The sequence below is a fragment of the Rhizobium sp. 05N430 genome, from assembly GCF_056396985.1.
Window position 1 is genome coordinate 579,497 of sequence record NZ_JBFTMO010000001.1, and the last position, 14,696, is coordinate 594,192.

Genomic DNA, 14,696 nt, shown 5'->3' on the forward strand with positions numbered 1-14,696 from the left:
CAGTGCCTTCCTCTGCTGTCGTCAGGATGGCGTCTTATAGGCCCGGAGCGCCGCCAAGAAAACCGTCTCGCGGCTTAAAATATGACAGTGATTTTCATGTTTTAGGCCAGGTTGGCGTGGTATTTGGGACACGGCCGGAATTTTATGCGGAACAGCTGAAAAACGGGCTTTGGCGGCGGCGCGAAATTGGGTAAAAAATTAACCAATAATTTCATAATTTTGTGTGAACTGCGGAGCGCCGCCGCGAAGGATCACGTCACGCAAAGTTGAGTCGTCCGGCGCTGGCGGCGCAGGCTGGATTCTGCCAATGGAGCAGTGAGCCAGGCGGTAGAAATCTCGAATGGGCTCGGGCCCACGCCAAGACAGCATGACACTGGGACTGGAAAAAGCATGACATCGTTTTTCAAGGGTGCGGTTTCCGCACTGGCACTTTCCTGCGGCTTTGCGGCACTTGCTGCGCCCGCGCATGCCTATACGCTGATGGACATGATCCGCGGTGACCGGCCGCGCACCCAGAGCACCATCATCGATCCTTCCAATCCCGCGCAGATGCCGGCCATGCAGGCCCCCGTCGACGCGCCGCTGCCGAAGGTGACGTCGCCGACCTATTATACGTATAAGCCGGACCCGATGCGTCTGGTGAACACGGCGAAGTTTGCAGACCCGGTCGTAACCGGTGCCGTCGTTGATGCGTCGGCAACGTCGGGCGACCAGTCTGGCGTTCAGCGCCGCTATCTCGCCGATGCCAAGGTTCGCGCCGACGGCAATGTCGCGAAGTCGCTCGAAGCCTATTACGGCGACACCAAGAACCCGCTCGTCTGGGTCAGCGGCACGGAAGTGAACGATCGCGCCAAGGCAGCCATGAGCTTCCTGGCAAGCGCCGATTCCGTCGGTCTCGATCCGGCAGACTACGCCGTCGATCTTCCGGCTGCCGATGCCGCCAATCCTGACTCGACCGTTCGCGACCACGCGCTGACGCAGTTCGAACTTGAGCTGTCGTCGAAGGTTCTGGCCTATGTTCAGGACACGGTGCGCGGCCGTATCGATCCGAACAAGCTGTCGGGTTACCACGATTTCAAGCGCAAGGTCGTCAATCTCGATCCGGTGCTGAAGCTTGCCCGCATGAGCCCGGATGTCGGCTCTTATCTCGCCAGCCGCAGCCCGGATGGGCGTGAATTCGATATCCTGAAGAAGGAGCTTGCCAAGCTGAAGGCCGAAGGCGGCGACCAGGAGCAGATCACCATCTCGCTCAACGGCCTGCTGCGTCCGGGCGACAGCTCGCCGGAGATCGCCAATATCGTCAAGGCGGTCGGCAAACATGGTTCGGAAGCACTGAAGACCCAGCATGCTGCGATGCTCGCTGCCTATACCGGCGGCTCGGACTATTCGCCCGAGGTGGTGTCACTGGTCGAGGACTTCCAGAAAGAGCATGGCCTGAAGCCTGATGGTGTCATCGGTCAGGCGACCGTCCGCGTCATGACCGGCGGCGACAGCAACACGGCGAAGATCAACAAGCTCGTCGTCGCCATGGAGCAGGCCCGCTGGCTGCCGGAAGATCTCGGCTCGCGTTACGTGATAATCAACCAGCCTGCCTTCATGGTCTATTACCACAACGACAACAAGGAACAGCTGTCGATGCGCGTGGTCGTCGGCCAGCCGACGCATCAGACTAATTTCTTCGAAGATGAGATCCAAACCGTCGAGTTCAATCCGTTCTGGGGCGTGCCGCAGTCGATCATCATCAACGAGATGCTGCCGAAGCTGCGCGCCGATCCGAACTATCTCGATCGCATGGGCTATGAAGTCGCCGTCAACGGCCGTGCTGTTCCGTCTTCGAGTGTCGACTGGTACGGTTCGACCGCCAACGTTTCCGTGCGCCAGCCACCGAGCGGTGACAATGCGCTCGGCGAACTGAAAATCCTGTTCCCGAATTCGCATGCGATCTACATGCACGACACGCCGCAGCGGAGCTTCTTCAAGCGTGATATGCGCGCGTTGAGCCATGGCTGTGTGCGCCTTGCCGATCCGCGGGCGATGGCGGCTGCCGTGCTGAACACGACGGTCGATGATGTCGCCAAACAGATCGCCAGCGGCCAGAACAAGGCTGTTTCGGTGCCGCAGCGGATCCCGATCTATATCGCCTACTTCACGGCCTGGCCGAACAAGGACGGCAATGTTGAATATTTCAACGACGTCTATGATCGCGATACCTACACGATGAAGGCCTTCGACATCACCAGTAAGGCGCGCGGCGCTCAGATTTGAGCGTTTTAATAGTCATGAAAAAGGCGGCCGGTGGCCGCCTTTTTTGTTTGCCATGCTGGCGGGCTCAGGCGGTCTGTACGGCCTTGTTGCCTGCCGCATAATCGCGGATCAGCGCGTTGGCGAAATCGGGCGTCAGTTCATCGAAATGCTGGATGATGCGGGTGGGTTCCAGGCTCTCGATCGGCACGTCGGAATAGCCGAATGGGACGCCGATAGAGGCGACCGAGGCGTTCTTGGCAACGGCGATATCGTTAAAACTATCGCCGACCATGATGCTCCGCTTAGGCGTGCCGCCGGCCTTTTCGATCGTACCGAGGAGATGGCGGGCATCGGGCTTTCGGACCGGAAAGGTATCGCCGCCGGTGATCACCTCGAGATAGTGGGTCAGCTCAAGCTTTTCGAGCAGCGTGCGCGCCAGCGATTCCAGCTTGTTGGTGCAGACTGCCAGCTTGAAGCCGCTGGTCTTCAGGTTGTCCATCGCGGCAACTAGGCCCGGATAGGGCTTGGTCTGGCCGGGCATCGTTTCGGTATAATGCGCGATGAAGCGCTCCAGCAGCACCGGCGCCTCGCTTTCGGTCAGCGGGTGACCGCGTAGCTTGCAGGCGCGCTCGATCATCACCTTGGCGCCGTGACCGACGAGATGGGTCAGGTTGTCATAACTGACGGGCTCAAGGCCGATCGAGCCGATCGAGTGATTGAGGCTCTCGATGAGATCGGAATGGGTATCGAGAAGCGTGCCATCGAGATCGAATACGACAAGGGCAGGGGTCAAGGTCTGTTGCCTCTTCATGAAAACGGGTCGGTCCGGAGTAGGCGAAGGGCGGTGAAAAAGCAACGTCAAGACTAGCCTGTTTCGGGCCTGCCGCGATGCTTTTGCTTTTCAGTTTGCTTCGGTTATTTTGGCTTTCGTTTGGCATGCGAGCCGTGTTAACAGCACATCCAACGAAACAATCGGAGTAAGCGGCGCATGGATGCCCGCGAGATGAAGATCAAGGCTGCCGCGGTTGCGCTGACCCATGTGGAGAGCGGCATGCGCCTCGGTATCGGCACGGGGAGCACGGCTGAAGAGTTCGTGCGGCTGCTGGCGGAGAAGGTCGCCGGCGGCTTCAAGATCGAGGGCGTTCCGACATCCGAACGCACGGCGCGGCTTTGCGTCGAACTCGGCGTGCCCCTGAAATCGCTCGATGAATTGCCAGAACTCGATCTGACCATCGATGGCGCCGACGAGGTGGATGGCGCGCTGCGTCTGATCAAGGGTGGCGGGGGTGCGCTGCTGCGTGAAAAGATCGTCGCCGCAGCTTCCGGACGCATGATCGTCATTGCCGACGAAAGCAAGCTGGTGGAGACGCTCGGCCAGTTTCCGTTGCCGATCGAAGTCAATCCGTTCGGTCTGGTTTCGACCCGGATCACGATCGAAAAGGTCGCCGCGAAGCTTGGCCTCAGCGGCAGTCTTGCGATCCGCCGATCGGGTGACGGAGATTTTACCACGGATGGCGGCCACCACATTATCGATGCATCATTTGGCCGCATTCCTGATGCAGAGGCGCTTTCGAGCGAGCTGAATTCAATACCCGGTGTCGTTGAACACGGGCTTTTTCTCAATATGGCGGCACTTGCGATCATTGCTGGTCCATCCGGTGCCCGCACGCTGCAAGCGAACAGATAACAGGAGCATTGAACTCATGAAGACATTTGCAGGTCTTGGCCGCATCGCCGCTGCGACCGTAATTCTCTCCAGCTTCGCTTTCGGTACTGCCGTCAAGGCTCAGGAAGTCACGGAAGAGCAGCTGAAGGCAGCACGCGCGGCAATCGCTGCGATCGGCGCCACCGCTCAGTTCGACAACATCCTGCCGGGTCTGGCAGAGCGCCTCAAGGCCGGCCTGATCCAGGACTCGCCGAACTATGAAGACCAGATTTCGCAGACGGTCGATGCGACCGCTCTCGCCCTGGCGCCGCGCCGCGCTGACCTCGAAAAGGAAGCTGCGACCAACTATGCCAAGGCTTTCACCGTTGAAGAGCTGAAGGCGATCGCCGATTTCTACGGCTCCGACGTCGGCAAGAAGCTGCTCAAGGACGGCCCGATCGCTTCGCGCGAAACCAACCGTGCGGCTGATATCTGGGCTCAGGGCATCGCCCGCGACCTGCAGAAGAATGCCAGTGACGAACTTGGCAAGATCATCAAGGTCGAGCCCGTTCAGCTCGACACACCGGCAGCACCGGCCGATGCTTCCGCCGCTCCCGCTCAGGCGCCCGCCAAGGCTCCGGCAAAGGCACCTGCCAAGGCTCCGGCTGCTCCGGCCCTCAACCTGCAGACCCCGCAATAAGCGGTTTCACGATTACCATGACGAAAGCCCGGCTCGCGCCGGGCTTTTGTTTTCGTGGCCACCGATACTATATGCTTTGTCAGCCTTCCCTCCCGATTCCCAACCGGAGCATTTCCTCATGTCTGCATATGATTACGACCTCTTCGTCATTGGTGGCGGTTCGGGAGGCGTAAGAAGCGCGCGTGTGGCGGCTTCGCTCGGCAAGAAGGTGGCGATCGCAGAGGAATATCGTTACGGCGGCACCTGTGTCATCCGCGGCTGCGTGCCGAAGAAGCTGTTTGTCTATGCTTCGCAGTATCATGAGCATTTCGAGGATGCGGCCGGCTTCGGCTGGACCGTTGGTGAAACCAGCTTCGACTGGAAGAAGCTGATCGCGGCCAAGGATGCCGAGATCTCACGGCTGGAAGGGCTCTACAAGAAGGGACTTTCCACCGCCAACGCCGAGATTCTGGAGACCCGCGCCGAGCTTGTCGACAATCATACCATCCGGCTCATCAACACCGGCAAGACGGTGACGGCCAAGACGATCGTGATTGCCACGGGCGGCAAGCCGAATGCGCATGCAGCGCTTCCCGGCCACGAGCTCTGCATCTCGTCCAACGAAGCCTTCGATCTTGAAGTGCTGCCGAAATCGATCGTCATTGCCGGCGGCGGTTATATTGCCGTCGAGTTCGCCAATGTCTTCCATGGCCTCGGTGTCGAGACGACGCTGATCTATCGCGGCGCCGAGATCCTCTCGCGCTTCGACCACGATCTGCGCCGCGGCCTGCACGAGGCGATGACGGCCAAGGGCATTCGCATTCTTTGCCACGATCTGATCGAGAAGGTCTCCAAGGGCAGTGAAGGCCTCGTGGTCGAGACCAAGAACAACGGCACGCTGAACGCCGGTGTCGTCATGCTGGCGCTTGGCCGCGATCCGAATACCGATGGCCTCGGGCTTCAGGCCGCGGGCGTGAAGACCAACGAGCGGGGCGCGATCGTCGTCGACGATTATTCCCGCACCAGTGTCGATAACATCTATGCGCTCGGTGATGTCACCGACAAGGTACAGCTGACGCCGGTCGCCATCCACGAAGCTATGTGCTTCATCGAAACCGAGTACAAGAACAACCCGACCAAACCGGATCACGATCTGATCGCGACGGCGGTGTTCTCGCAGCCGGAAATCGGCACTGTGGGTTTGACGGAAGAAGCGGCTGCGAAAAAATACCGAGAGATCGAGGTCTATCGCGCCCAGTTCCGGCCGCTGAAGGCGACGCTGTCAGGCCGTGGCGAGAAGATGCTGATGAAGCTGATCGTCGATACCGCCAGCCGCAAGGTGATTGGTGCGCATATTCTCGGCCATGATGCCGGGGAGATGGCGCAGATCCTCGGCATTACGTTGAAGGCGGGTTGCACCAAGGACGATTTCGATCGCACGATGGCTGTTCATCCGACCGCCGCCGAAGAGCTCGTCACCATGTATGCGCCGAGCTATCGCATCGTCGACGGCCAGAAGGTCTGATCGTCAGCTGGTGATGCGCGGCATGCGGATGACCTTGAGGAACAGGGCATTCATCGCCTGAGCGATACCGTCGGTCGGCGTTACCTCGAAATAGAGCCCGGGCGAGGCGCATTCTGCCATCTTGGTCGGGATCTGGCTCTGGAAGGGCTTGATCCAGCTATTGTACCAGCTGTTGTTGGGCAGCGGCAGGTAGGTCGTATAGAGTACGGCAATCTTGATGCCCTTGTCCTTCAGCGGCTTGCAGAAGGATGTGTCGATCGGCTCCTGGCAGCGTCCGCCTGTCGTCGCCTTGGTGCAGGTTGACGGCTTGTTGCTGTCGCCGACCCCATCCGAGACGAAGAACAGGATCTTCTGCGGCTGGGTCTGGCTGTTGCCGTCACCCTGGTTGCCGATGATCGTCTTCATCTGTGTCAGGGCGTTGTCAAAGCTGGTCTGCTGGTCGTTGTTATATCCCTGAAAGGGGATCGACATCAGATCGACGGCATTCGTGTAATTCGCCACCTTGTCGAGATCAGTGATCGGGTCGGAAATCGTCGTCAGGTTGGCATCCTGCGCGCGTTTGCCGAAGGTATAGACCCCCATGGCGAACTGGTTGTCGGTGACGCGTTGGACTTTCGCTGTCTGTGTCAGCTGCTGCGTTGCCTGGCGCACCACGTCGATGCGCAGGGTGACGTTGTTCTTCTTGGCGAGATTGTAATAGCTGTTCGGGTCCTCGACGCCGGCGTCAGAAACGACGTGGCAGGCGAAGGCACAGGTATCCGACGTCTTCTTTTCCATTGTCGCGACATCGGTCGGCGTTGCGCCGACGCCCATGGACGGCGTGTTGTCGAGCAGGATGTAGAAATTCATGAAGGCGGCGGTCTGGAAGACGGCATTTGCCGTGCCGTCGATCTGGATGCTGTTCCGGCCGAAGATCTGCATGAAGGTCGTCGGAATGCTGGCGCTGAACGACACTTGGGAATTCAGCTGATTGGCGACCTTGTTGACCTGGACGTCGAGGCTGACGTCGCTTGCCTTCAGTTCTCCCTGCATCTGGGCAAGGAAGATGCTGCGCGCATCCGCCAGGCCGGTCGAAAGCGGGCCATCGCCACTCGTCATCGCCTGTGTGACCGCGCTGGACTGCTGCGAGATGGAGCCGACAGCTGCGGCGTCTGCCGCAGCATAAAGCTGTGTCCGCAGACTCATCGCATGGCCGAAATCGATCGCCATGCCGGCCGAGCCGATCAGCGGCACGGCGAGCAGGGCAGTCAGCAAACCGAAGTTTCCGGAACGGTCGGCGAGCAAACGGCGCATGGTCATCGGCGTCGAAATCCCTGTCTCGGCCGCTTGCCTGCATTTTCAGGAAAGGCACCAGTGCGGCCCATTAATATTGAAGGGTGTTGTAACAGCGAAAGCTAAATCGTCAGCAAAACGACGTGGTATAGTTTGTCTTAATGGCGGGGATTGAAGTGCGGGCGCAGCGTTCCTTTATATGCAGGAAAAACGTCGCCTTTTGCCCTTGAAAGTGTCCGAAACGCCGCTAGGCAAGCCGGGCCTAAAGGTTTATAAGCCGCCGTTATTCTTCAAGGACGATGCCCGGCGTTATCCGGTGTAGCAAAGGTGAGTAAGATGGCACAGACTTGGACCCCGAACAGTTGGCGGCAAAAACCGATCCAGCAGGTTCCGGAATATCCGGACCAGGCCGCTCTGGCGGCAACGGAAGCCACGCTTGCCACCTATCCGCCGCTGGTTTTTGCCGGTGAAGCACGCCGCCTCAAGAAGCAGCTCGCCAGCGTTGCCAATGGCGACGCATTCCTGCTTCAGGGTGGCGACTGCGCCGAAAGCTTCGCCGAACATGGCGCTGACAATATCCGCGACTTCTTCCGCGCCTTCCTGCAGATGGCCGTGGTTCTGACCTATGGCGCGCAGCTTCCTGTCGTCAAGGTTGGCCGCATCGCCGGTCAGTTCGCCAAGCCGCGTTCGTCGAATATCGAAACGATGAACGGCGTGTCGCTGCCGAGCTACCGCGGTGATGTCATCAACGGTATCGAATTCACGGAAGAAGCCCGCATTCCGAACCCCGAGCGCCAGCTCGATGCGTACCGTCAGTCGGCGGCAACGCTGAACCTGCTGCGCGCCTTCGCGATGGGTGGCTATGCCAACCTCGAGAACGTTCACAAGTGGATGCTCGGCTTCATCAAGGACAGCCCGCAGGCGGACCGCTACCGCAAACTGGCTGACCGTATCTCCGAAACCATGGACTTCATGAAGGCGATCGGTATCACTGCCGAAAACCAGCCGAGCCTGCGCGAGACGGATTTCTTCACCAGCCACGAAGCTCTGCTTCTCGGCTACGAGGAAGCGCTGACCCGCGTCGATTCGACTTCGGGCGACTGGTATGCGACGTCGGGCCATATGCTCTGGATCGGCGACCGCACACGTCAGCTCGACCATGCGCATGTTGAATATTTCCGCGGCATCAAGAACCCGATCGGTCTGAAGTGTGGCCCGTCGCTGACGCCCGACAACCTGATCGAGCTGATCGATGCGCTGAACCCGGCCAACGAAGCCGGCCGCCTGACGCTCATCTGCCGATTCGGCCACGACAAGGTTGCCGACAGCCTGCCGAAGCTGATCCGCGCCGTCGAGAAGGAAGGCAAGAAGGTCGTTTGGTCCTGTGATCCCATGCATGGCAACACGATCACGCTCAACCACTACAAGACGCGTCCGTTCGAACGGATCCTGTCGGAGGTCGAGAGCTTCTTCCAGATCCATCGCGCCGAAGGCACGCATCCGGGCGGCATCCATATCGAGATGACCGGCAAGGATGTCACGGAATGCACCGGCGGCGCCCGCGCCGTGACGGCGGACTCGCTGTCCGACCGCTACCACACGCATTGCGACCCGCGTCTCAATGCCGACCAGGCCCTCGAGCTTGCCTTCCTGCTTGCCGAGCGCATGAAGGGCGGCCGCGACGAGAAGCGTCTGGCCGTCAGCGCCTGAGTGCAAATGATCTGAATTGGAAAAGCCCCGCACTGCGGGGCTTTTTTATTGGACGAGGACCGATTGCTGGCAGCGCGCATCGGTGACGCGGATATCGGCTTCGCCGATCTTGATACCGAGCATCATCAGCGTGTTGTAGAGCAGCTCGTCGAGCGGCTTGGTCAGCCCCGTCAGGGTCTGCGCCACGGCCGCGGTCACCGCTTTGGGTGTGCCGAGCGTCAGGGTCAGCAGCTGTACCTCGATATCGGTGTTGCCGAGCAGGCTCTGAACCGTTGAGGTCAGGCTATCCTTCGTCGAGATGTTCTTGACCGTCTTTGCCGCGATGTCGGCGGGCTGGAAGGTCAGCTTGCTCTTGTCGAGGTTGGTGACATTGACGTCGGCCACGGCGCTTGCTTTCAGAAGTCCGAAGACATCGAGAAGAGTGGCGCGATTGACGCGCGGCTTGCTGCCGAAATTCGCGAATGCCGTCGTATCGACATCGCCGAGCGCGATCTCGGCAACACCAGGCACGGCTTCGACGCCGACGCTGGTATTCTTGGCGCCGCCGCCAAGGCAGGTGATGTTCGAAAGTCTGGCCTCCGCATAGGCCACCTCGACATAGAGCGGCACGCGGAGTTTCAGGCCGCCCAGCAAGCCGAGACCCGGCACGCTGGTTTCGATCGCCAGACGGATCTGCGGGGTACGAACGGCGGAACCTGCAGAGCCCACAGCTGTCGCCGCATAGCCGACCGGCCGCTCGCCGACGGCGACGCTGAGCTTGACGTTCAGCAGACCGGGAACGGTGCTGTTGACGTTGGCCGCTACCTGCTTCTTCTGGTTGGCGGCCAGCGCGGTCGCCGAGATCAGCTCCATCGCCGTGGCATCGACCTGCAGATGCGAACCGCTGCCGATGGCGCGTTCGCCGGTGGAGCCGAGATTAACGATGTCTTCAAGCTTCACCTTGAGCTGGGTGGAGCCGAGACCCTTCTCCAGCGCCGTGATCGTCTTGTTGACCGCAGCCGGGAGACCGGGCGTCTTGCCAAGCGTGTTCAGCAGACGCGGATAGGAGATATCGGTCGCCAGCAACTCGTCATAGGTGGCGGCGTTGACGTTGAGATTGGTCGCCAGGAGATCGAGATAGGAGAGCAGGTTGATGTCGGTCGAAGCAAGGCCTTCGTAATCGACCGCTTTCAGCGAGACAGTGGTGCCGAGGAGGGCGCTGAGCAGGGCATTCAGCACGCCGTCGTTAACGCTTGCCAGACGCGAGCCGACGGAAAAGGCTGCGACTTTTGCAGCCGAGGCGGTGCCGGTGGCACTCAGCGTCGGGGCACTGGCGAAGATATTGGCGAAGGCCAATTCACCCTTCTGCGATACTGCAACTTTTACGGCATCGTAGGGCTGCTTTCCGGAAACGAAGCGCTGATCGGGGGCGACGGTCTCGTCGGCGAGATAAGCGCCCAGCGAATAGCTGACGACAGCCTGGAATTGTGACGTATCCGCGCCCTTCGGGAGCGATCCCTTGCCGGTCAGGTAACCGTTCTCGGTAAGCACCGCCACGTTGATCCCGTTCTCTGTGAAATTGGCTAGAATTTGGTCGGCGGCACGGTTGATGTCCGACGCAGCGGCGATGGCGCCTATGTCGCTCATCTGCTGCAGCCGGCGCTGCTGCAGCGTCAGCATGCCGTAGTCGACCCCGAGGCCAACGGAGTAGATGATGAGGGGCGCGCAGAGAGCGGCACTGATGGCAATGTTGCCGCGCTTGTCACGGCAAAGCCTGAAGGCATTCAATGTCATTCAGATGCCTCCCATCCGGATCGTCGCGAAGCGCTTGATGGTATGGTCCGGAAGCGGAAAAGTGTATAAGTTCCATATGGGTAGATTGGCGGAATCATATTCCGTCGTCACCGTGAACTGGTTCACGTTGCCGGGATCTGTGGTCACCGTAACGTGGATCTTGTCCTTCTGCAGCAAAGGATGATTAATCGTCGAGGCGGTGATGAAATTGTCGACCAGCGTTTCGCGCTCCTTGGCGGAAATGCCAGCGACAGCTGTCCGGGCGGCGTCGGCGGTGATCTGCTGGACGGAATGGGCGGCGGTCAGGTAGATCGCGTAGGCGATCAGCGTCAACATCACGAGCAGGAACAGCGGAGCGATGATCGCAAATTCAATCGCGGCGGCTCCCTTGTCGTTCGAACGGAAACGGCGAAACACTGTCATACTGCGCCTCATGCGAGCTTTGTAAGCTGCGTTCTGTATAGGCCTGAAACTATTAATTTTGGATTAGCTAATAAAAGTAATGCGTGTATTCTGCTGCGGCAAGATGACCTATTTCGGGAAGGCCTTCCTGGTTTTCCATGCAACTCCCGATGGCTTTTGGCCGGAAAGGGCCTGACTCGACCAGTGCGGGGCGGTCTTTCAAACCATCAAAAACACTGAGCTTTTCCATCAGCAGATTGGATTTGACGCCTTCGCCGTCTGCCATCAGTTTTCGCAGGAGTTCAAATGGAGACGGCGGCAATGAGCGAAGACTATGCTGGAGGATGCGCCTGTGGCGCCGTGCGGTTTCGGGGCACTGGTAAACCTGGGCCTGTCGTTGCCTGCCATTGTTCGCAGTGCCGGCGGCAGACGGGGCTGTATTTTACCTCAACCGACGTCCCGCTTGAGGGGCTCGTCATTGACGGCCGGGAGACTTTGCACTGGTATCAGTCAAGCGATGCGGCGGAGCGCGGCTTCTGCCGCAATTGCGGATCGGGGCTGTTCTGGCAGCGCACCGGCGCTGATACGGTTTCGATCCTTGCCGGTGCCTTCGATCAGCCGAGCGGGCTGTCCATCGGCTACCATATCTACTGCGCCGACAAGGCCGATTTCTACGAGATCAACGACGGTCTGCCGCAATATCCCGGAAGTGCCTAGATGCGTTTGGCGTCGAGCGCGGCACTGAGCCTGGCGACGTCCTCGCGCAAAGAGGTCAGCTCGGTCAGCACGCGCATGTCGATCTTCTGGTGCAGCGCCAGCACTTCCAGCTCGGCCTTCAGGTTCACCTCGTAATCCTTGGCTGCCTCCAGCCGGTCACGCTCGGCCTGGCGGTTCTGCGACATCATGATGATCGGTGCCTGGATGGCGGCGAGCATCGAGAGGATGAGATTGAGGAAGACGAAGGGGTAGGGGTCGAAGGCGCCCGTCGCCAGGATGATGGTGTTGATGACAGTCCAGATCACCAGGAAGGCCAGAAAGGTCAGGATGAAGGACCAGGAGCCGCCGACGCGGGCGATGCCATCTGCAATGCGCTGGCCGAAGGACGACTCGGCCGAAAGGACGGCGTTGACGTTGGTGGAGATGATCTTCCGTTCATGCGCCTTCTGCAGCACGCGCTTCTCGATGTCGCCGAGTTCGTCGGCACTCTTGCCGAAATGCGTGTGGATGAAATTGGGGAGGTTATACATGCGAGGCTCCGATGCTGTATCGCGTCGGAGCCAGTATTCCCGCTGATGGCCTGAATGCAATGCGAATTAGTGTCTTAGCTGCTCAGTGGCTGGCTTCGTTGACCATCACATGCTGCGGGAAGAAGCGGTCGAGCGTCTGCGCCTTGCCGAACATGACGTCGTGCTGCAGGTAGCGGTAATAGCGCACCAAGGGATCGAGCTTCTTCGGATCGAGCACCCAGTCAGGCGTCACCTCGTTCTTGCGGGTTGCCAGCTGGTAGCGGTCGATGATGTCGTATTTCTTCTGCACCCGGCCGAGGAAGCCGGTGTAGTAGGGATGCTCGAAGCCGGCGAACTTCAGAAGATTGTAGGAGATCAGCGACGGGCTGATGGTGCCGACATCTCGCTTGACGCCTTTCTTGTTCGACCAGATCACCAGCGGCGTCTCGTGCTGCTGCTTCATCACATCGAGGGGCGCCTTGCGGGTGGCGACCTGGTCCGGCATGTAGCCGGCGCTCATATAGACATTGCCGAGCGGCGGCAGGTGGTCGCCCCAGAGCACGATGATCGTCTCGCGGTCGCGGTGCGAGGCCCAGTCCATCAGCATCTTCAGGCTGTCGTCGGCTTCCTTAACGCCCTGCGTATAGGTCGCGAGCGTTGCGCGGTCGGCTTCCGGGATGTCGCCCTGGATGTCGATCGAGTTATGGGCGTAACGGTTGGCCTCGTAGGGGCCATGTCCCTGCAGGGTGACAGCGAAGAAGAAGAACGGCTTATCCAGTCCGTCGCCCTCGCGCATGATTTCCTTCATCAGCGAGTCGTCGGAGGCAAAGATGCCGCGCTTTTCCATCGGCGGCAGGGTTTCCTCGGTGCGGAACTCCTCGAAGCCGAAATCCTTGTAGACCTCGTTGCGGTTCCAGAACCAGCCGCTGAAAGGATGGAGCGCGCGCGCCGTATAGCCTTCGCCGCGGAAGAAGGTCGCAAGCGAGGGGACGTCGCGGCGAATATATTGCTGATAGGGAATGCTGCCGTAGGGCAGGAAGGCATTGGAGAAGCCGGTCAGCGCCTCGAACTCGACATTGGCGGTCATGCCGCCGAATTCGGGCGAGAACACATAGCCGGATTGCGAGGCGCGGATCGTCGGCATCGGGTCGGCGCTGAAATTCAGCTTCTTCAGCCGCGTCGGATCCCAGAAGGATTCGCTCATCAGCATGATGACATCGGGTTTTTCACGCGGACCGGCGAGATAGCCGTAGTTGCGGGCCGGGATCGCGTCGAGCGCTTCGGCGTTGAGGCCGGCAGGGGCTGCCACATCGGCCATTGGCACATTGAAAATGAAGGCCAGGATGAAGCCGTTGCTGCGGTAGTTTTCCTTCTGGTCCCACATCATCGGCACGACCTGCAAGCGATCGCGGATATAGGAATATTGCGAATAATCCATCAGTGAACCGAAGGCGGCGATCACCGGCAGGCCGAGGCAGAGGCGGCGCAGCCGCGCCTGGTTCGACAGCTTCGGGAAGGTGCGCCAGGCATAGCGCCAGCCGAACACCATGCCGGCGGCGAGCAGTACCAGGCCAACGACGATCGCTACCGCCGTGAACGGCCGGTCACGCACCATCACCGGCAGCAACTCCATGATCTGGCGGCCGAAGAGGATGTCCGAGGGATAGAAGGGATCGGACAGGTAATGCTGCTTCTGATTGGAGACGAAAGCCGGGATCAAGACAAGCGGAACGAGGATCAGCGCCGAGAGATAGCGGCGGCCGAAGGCAGCATCGAGCGTCAGCATCAGGATCGTCAGCATGACGACGGTAGTCATGCCGGGGCGGGCCGTCGAGGTCAGGAAATCGCCGACATCGGCAAGCTTGCTGCGGGCGATCCATTCGACGGCGATGACGCTGAGCAGTGCCATCGAAAAGGTGAATGCGATGCTGAGGGCGGCTCGGGCGGCGGGAGAGCGGACATTCGTGCCGAGACCAGCAGAAAGCAGCGCCATTCTTCTGGCCTGCGCGGACTTCATGACCAACGCGATCAAGGGCGGACTCCAATGTCATTCCCGCCGTCATCCCGGCGTCATAAAACCTTCACCGAACTGTCACATGCCCGCCATGAACGCTAGATGAACCGTTAATGTTTCCTTGCTTTTCCCGAAGATTTGAATTTTCGTCTGAGCAGACCCGGCGGCTTTTCATGGCAGGACACGTTGCGGGGCGAACGCGCGCG

General features: G+C 59.9%; 13 protein-coding genes. 6 read left to right on the top strand and 7 right to left on the bottom strand.

Translation table 11 applies throughout. From position 1 onward, the window contains the following. Positions 1–390: 390 nt before the first annotated feature. On the top strand, positions 391–2,265 hold the full coding sequence (locus AC1DJO_RS02865; protein WP_477968949.1) for a L,D-transpeptidase family protein: 1,875 nt from the start codon (positions 391–393) through the stop codon (positions 2,263–2,265). Positions 2,266–2,329: 64 nt separating this feature from the next. Here the strand turns inward: AC1DJO_RS02865 and AC1DJO_RS02870 are convergent, their stop codons facing one another. Beyond that, positions 2,330–3,055 carry an HAD family hydrolase gene (locus AC1DJO_RS02870; RefSeq protein WP_477968951.1) on the bottom strand — a complete coding sequence of 242 codons (726 nt, stop codon included), beginning with the start codon at positions 3,053–3,055 and terminating at the stop codon, positions 2,330–2,332. 177 nt (positions 3,056–3,232) lie between these two features. Here AC1DJO_RS02870 and rpiA point away from each other — a divergent pair, with 177 nt between their 5' ends. From rpiA to gor, 3 genes are all read left to right on the top strand, one after another. Continuing rightward, on the top strand, positions 3,233–3,931 hold the full coding sequence (gene rpiA, locus AC1DJO_RS02875) for a ribose-5-phosphate isomerase RpiA (protein WP_112387201.1): 699 nt from the start codon (positions 3,233–3,235) through the stop codon (positions 3,929–3,931). 16 nt (positions 3,932–3,947) lie between these two features. Next, on the top strand, positions 3,948–4,589 hold the full coding sequence (locus AC1DJO_RS02880; RefSeq protein WP_112387202.1) for a DUF2059 domain-containing protein: 642 nt from the start codon (positions 3,948–3,950) through the stop codon (positions 4,587–4,589). A gap of 118 nt (positions 4,590–4,707) precedes the next feature. Continuing rightward, entirely contained in the window at positions 4,708–6,093 is a 1,386-nt protein-coding gene (gene gor / locus AC1DJO_RS02885) for a glutathione-disulfide reductase (RefSeq protein ID WP_310300160.1), read from the top strand. Between the two features lie 3 nt (positions 6,094–6,096). On the opposite strand, the gene AC1DJO_RS02890 is transcribed toward gor, so the two are convergent. Beyond that, complete coding sequence (locus AC1DJO_RS02890; RefSeq protein WP_477943144.1) at positions 6,097–7,386, bottom strand: TadE/TadG family type IV pilus assembly protein; 1,290 nt, start codon at positions 7,384–7,386, stop codon at positions 6,097–6,099. 315 nt (positions 7,387–7,701) lie between these two features. Here AC1DJO_RS02890 and AC1DJO_RS02895 point away from each other — a divergent pair, with 315 nt between their 5' ends. Next, entirely contained in the window at positions 7,702–9,075 is a 1,374-nt protein-coding gene (locus AC1DJO_RS02895; RefSeq protein WP_112387204.1) for a class II 3-deoxy-7-phosphoheptulonate synthase, read from the top strand. Positions 9,076–9,120: 45 nt separating this feature from the next. Here AC1DJO_RS02895 and AC1DJO_RS02900 read toward each other — a convergent pair whose 3' ends face one another. The 3 genes from AC1DJO_RS02900 to AC1DJO_RS02910 all read right to left on the bottom strand — a co-directional run bounded on the left by AC1DJO_RS02900 (position 9,121) and on the right by AC1DJO_RS02910 (position 11,536). Next, the gene (locus AC1DJO_RS02900; protein ID WP_477968953.1) at positions 9,121–10,848 is read right to left on the bottom strand and encodes a pilus assembly protein TadG-related protein; all 1,728 of its coding nucleotides are present in this window, start codon (positions 10,846–10,848) and stop codon (positions 9,121–9,123) included. Beyond that, positions 10,849–11,271, bottom strand: a complete 423-nt coding sequence (locus AC1DJO_RS02905; protein WP_112387206.1) for a TadE/TadG family type IV pilus assembly protein — start codon at positions 11,269–11,271, stop codon at positions 10,849–10,851. A 67-nt stretch (positions 11,272–11,338) separates the two neighbouring features. Further along, complete coding sequence (locus AC1DJO_RS02910) at positions 11,339–11,536, bottom strand: hypothetical protein (protein ID WP_477968955.1); 198 nt, start codon at positions 11,534–11,536, stop codon at positions 11,339–11,341. 35 nt (positions 11,537–11,571) lie between these two features. On the opposite strand from AC1DJO_RS02910, the gene AC1DJO_RS02915 reads away from it, so the two are divergent. Next, the gene (locus tag AC1DJO_RS02915) at positions 11,572–11,967 is read left to right on the top strand and encodes a GFA family protein (RefSeq protein ID WP_477968957.1); all 396 of its coding nucleotides are present in this window, start codon (positions 11,572–11,574) and stop codon (positions 11,965–11,967) included. On the opposite strand, the gene AC1DJO_RS02920 is transcribed toward AC1DJO_RS02915, so the two are convergent. Then, positions 11,964–12,497, bottom strand: coding sequence for a DUF1003 domain-containing protein (locus AC1DJO_RS02920; protein ID WP_112387207.1), 534 nt, complete (start codon positions 12,495–12,497; stop codon positions 11,964–11,966). The genes AC1DJO_RS02915 and AC1DJO_RS02920 overlap by 4 nt on opposite strands. Positions 12,498–12,579: 82 nt before the next feature. Next, positions 12,580–14,469, bottom strand: a complete 1,890-nt coding sequence (locus AC1DJO_RS02925) for an LTA synthase family protein (RefSeq protein ID WP_477968959.1) — start codon at positions 14,467–14,469, stop codon at positions 12,580–12,582. Positions 14,470–14,696: the final 227 nt, after the last annotated feature.

Bases quoted from the DNA above. Each gene is read 5' to 3' on its own strand.
- AC1DJO_RS02900 (WP_477968953.1), bottom strand. From the start codon at position 10,848: ATGACATTGAATGCCTTCAGGCTTTGCCGTGACAAGCGCGGCAACATT.
- AC1DJO_RS02915 (WP_477968957.1), top strand. From the start codon at position 11,572: ATGAGCGAAGACTATGCTGGAGGATGCGCCTGTGGCGCCGTGCGGTTT.
- rpiA (WP_112387201.1), top strand. From the start codon at position 3,233: ATGGATGCCCGCGAGATGAAGATCAAGGCTGCCGCGGTTGCGCTGACC.
- AC1DJO_RS02925 (WP_477968959.1), bottom strand. From the start codon at position 14,469: ATGGCGCTGCTTTCTGCTGGTCTCGGCACGAATGTCCGCTCTCCCGCC.
- AC1DJO_RS02890 (WP_477943144.1), bottom strand. From the start codon at position 7,386: ATGCGCCGTTTGCTCGCCGACCGTTCCGGAAACTTCGGTTTGCTGACT.
- gor (WP_310300160.1), top strand. From the start codon at position 4,708: ATGTCTGCATATGATTACGACCTCTTCGTCATTGGTGGCGGTTCGGGA.
- AC1DJO_RS02905 (WP_112387206.1), bottom strand. From the start codon at position 11,271: ATGACAGTGTTTCGCCGTTTCCGTTCGAACGACAAGGGAGCCGCCGCG.
- AC1DJO_RS02870 (WP_477968951.1), bottom strand. From the start codon at position 3,055: ATGAAGAGGCAACAGACCTTGACCCCTGCCCTTGTCGTATTCGATCTC.
- AC1DJO_RS02920 (WP_112387207.1), bottom strand. From the start codon at position 12,497: ATGTATAACCTCCCCAATTTCATCCACACGCATTTCGGCAAGAGTGCC.
- AC1DJO_RS02880 (WP_112387202.1), top strand. From the start codon at position 3,948: ATGAAGACATTTGCAGGTCTTGGCCGCATCGCCGCTGCGACCGTAATT.
- AC1DJO_RS02910 (WP_477968955.1), bottom strand. From the start codon at position 11,536: ATGGCAGACGGCGAAGGCGTCAAATCCAATCTGCTGATGGAAAAGCTC.
- AC1DJO_RS02895 (WP_112387204.1), top strand. From the start codon at position 7,702: ATGGCACAGACTTGGACCCCGAACAGTTGGCGGCAAAAACCGATCCAG.
- AC1DJO_RS02865 (WP_477968949.1), top strand. From the start codon at position 391: ATGACATCGTTTTTCAAGGGTGCGGTTTCCGCACTGGCACTTTCCTGC.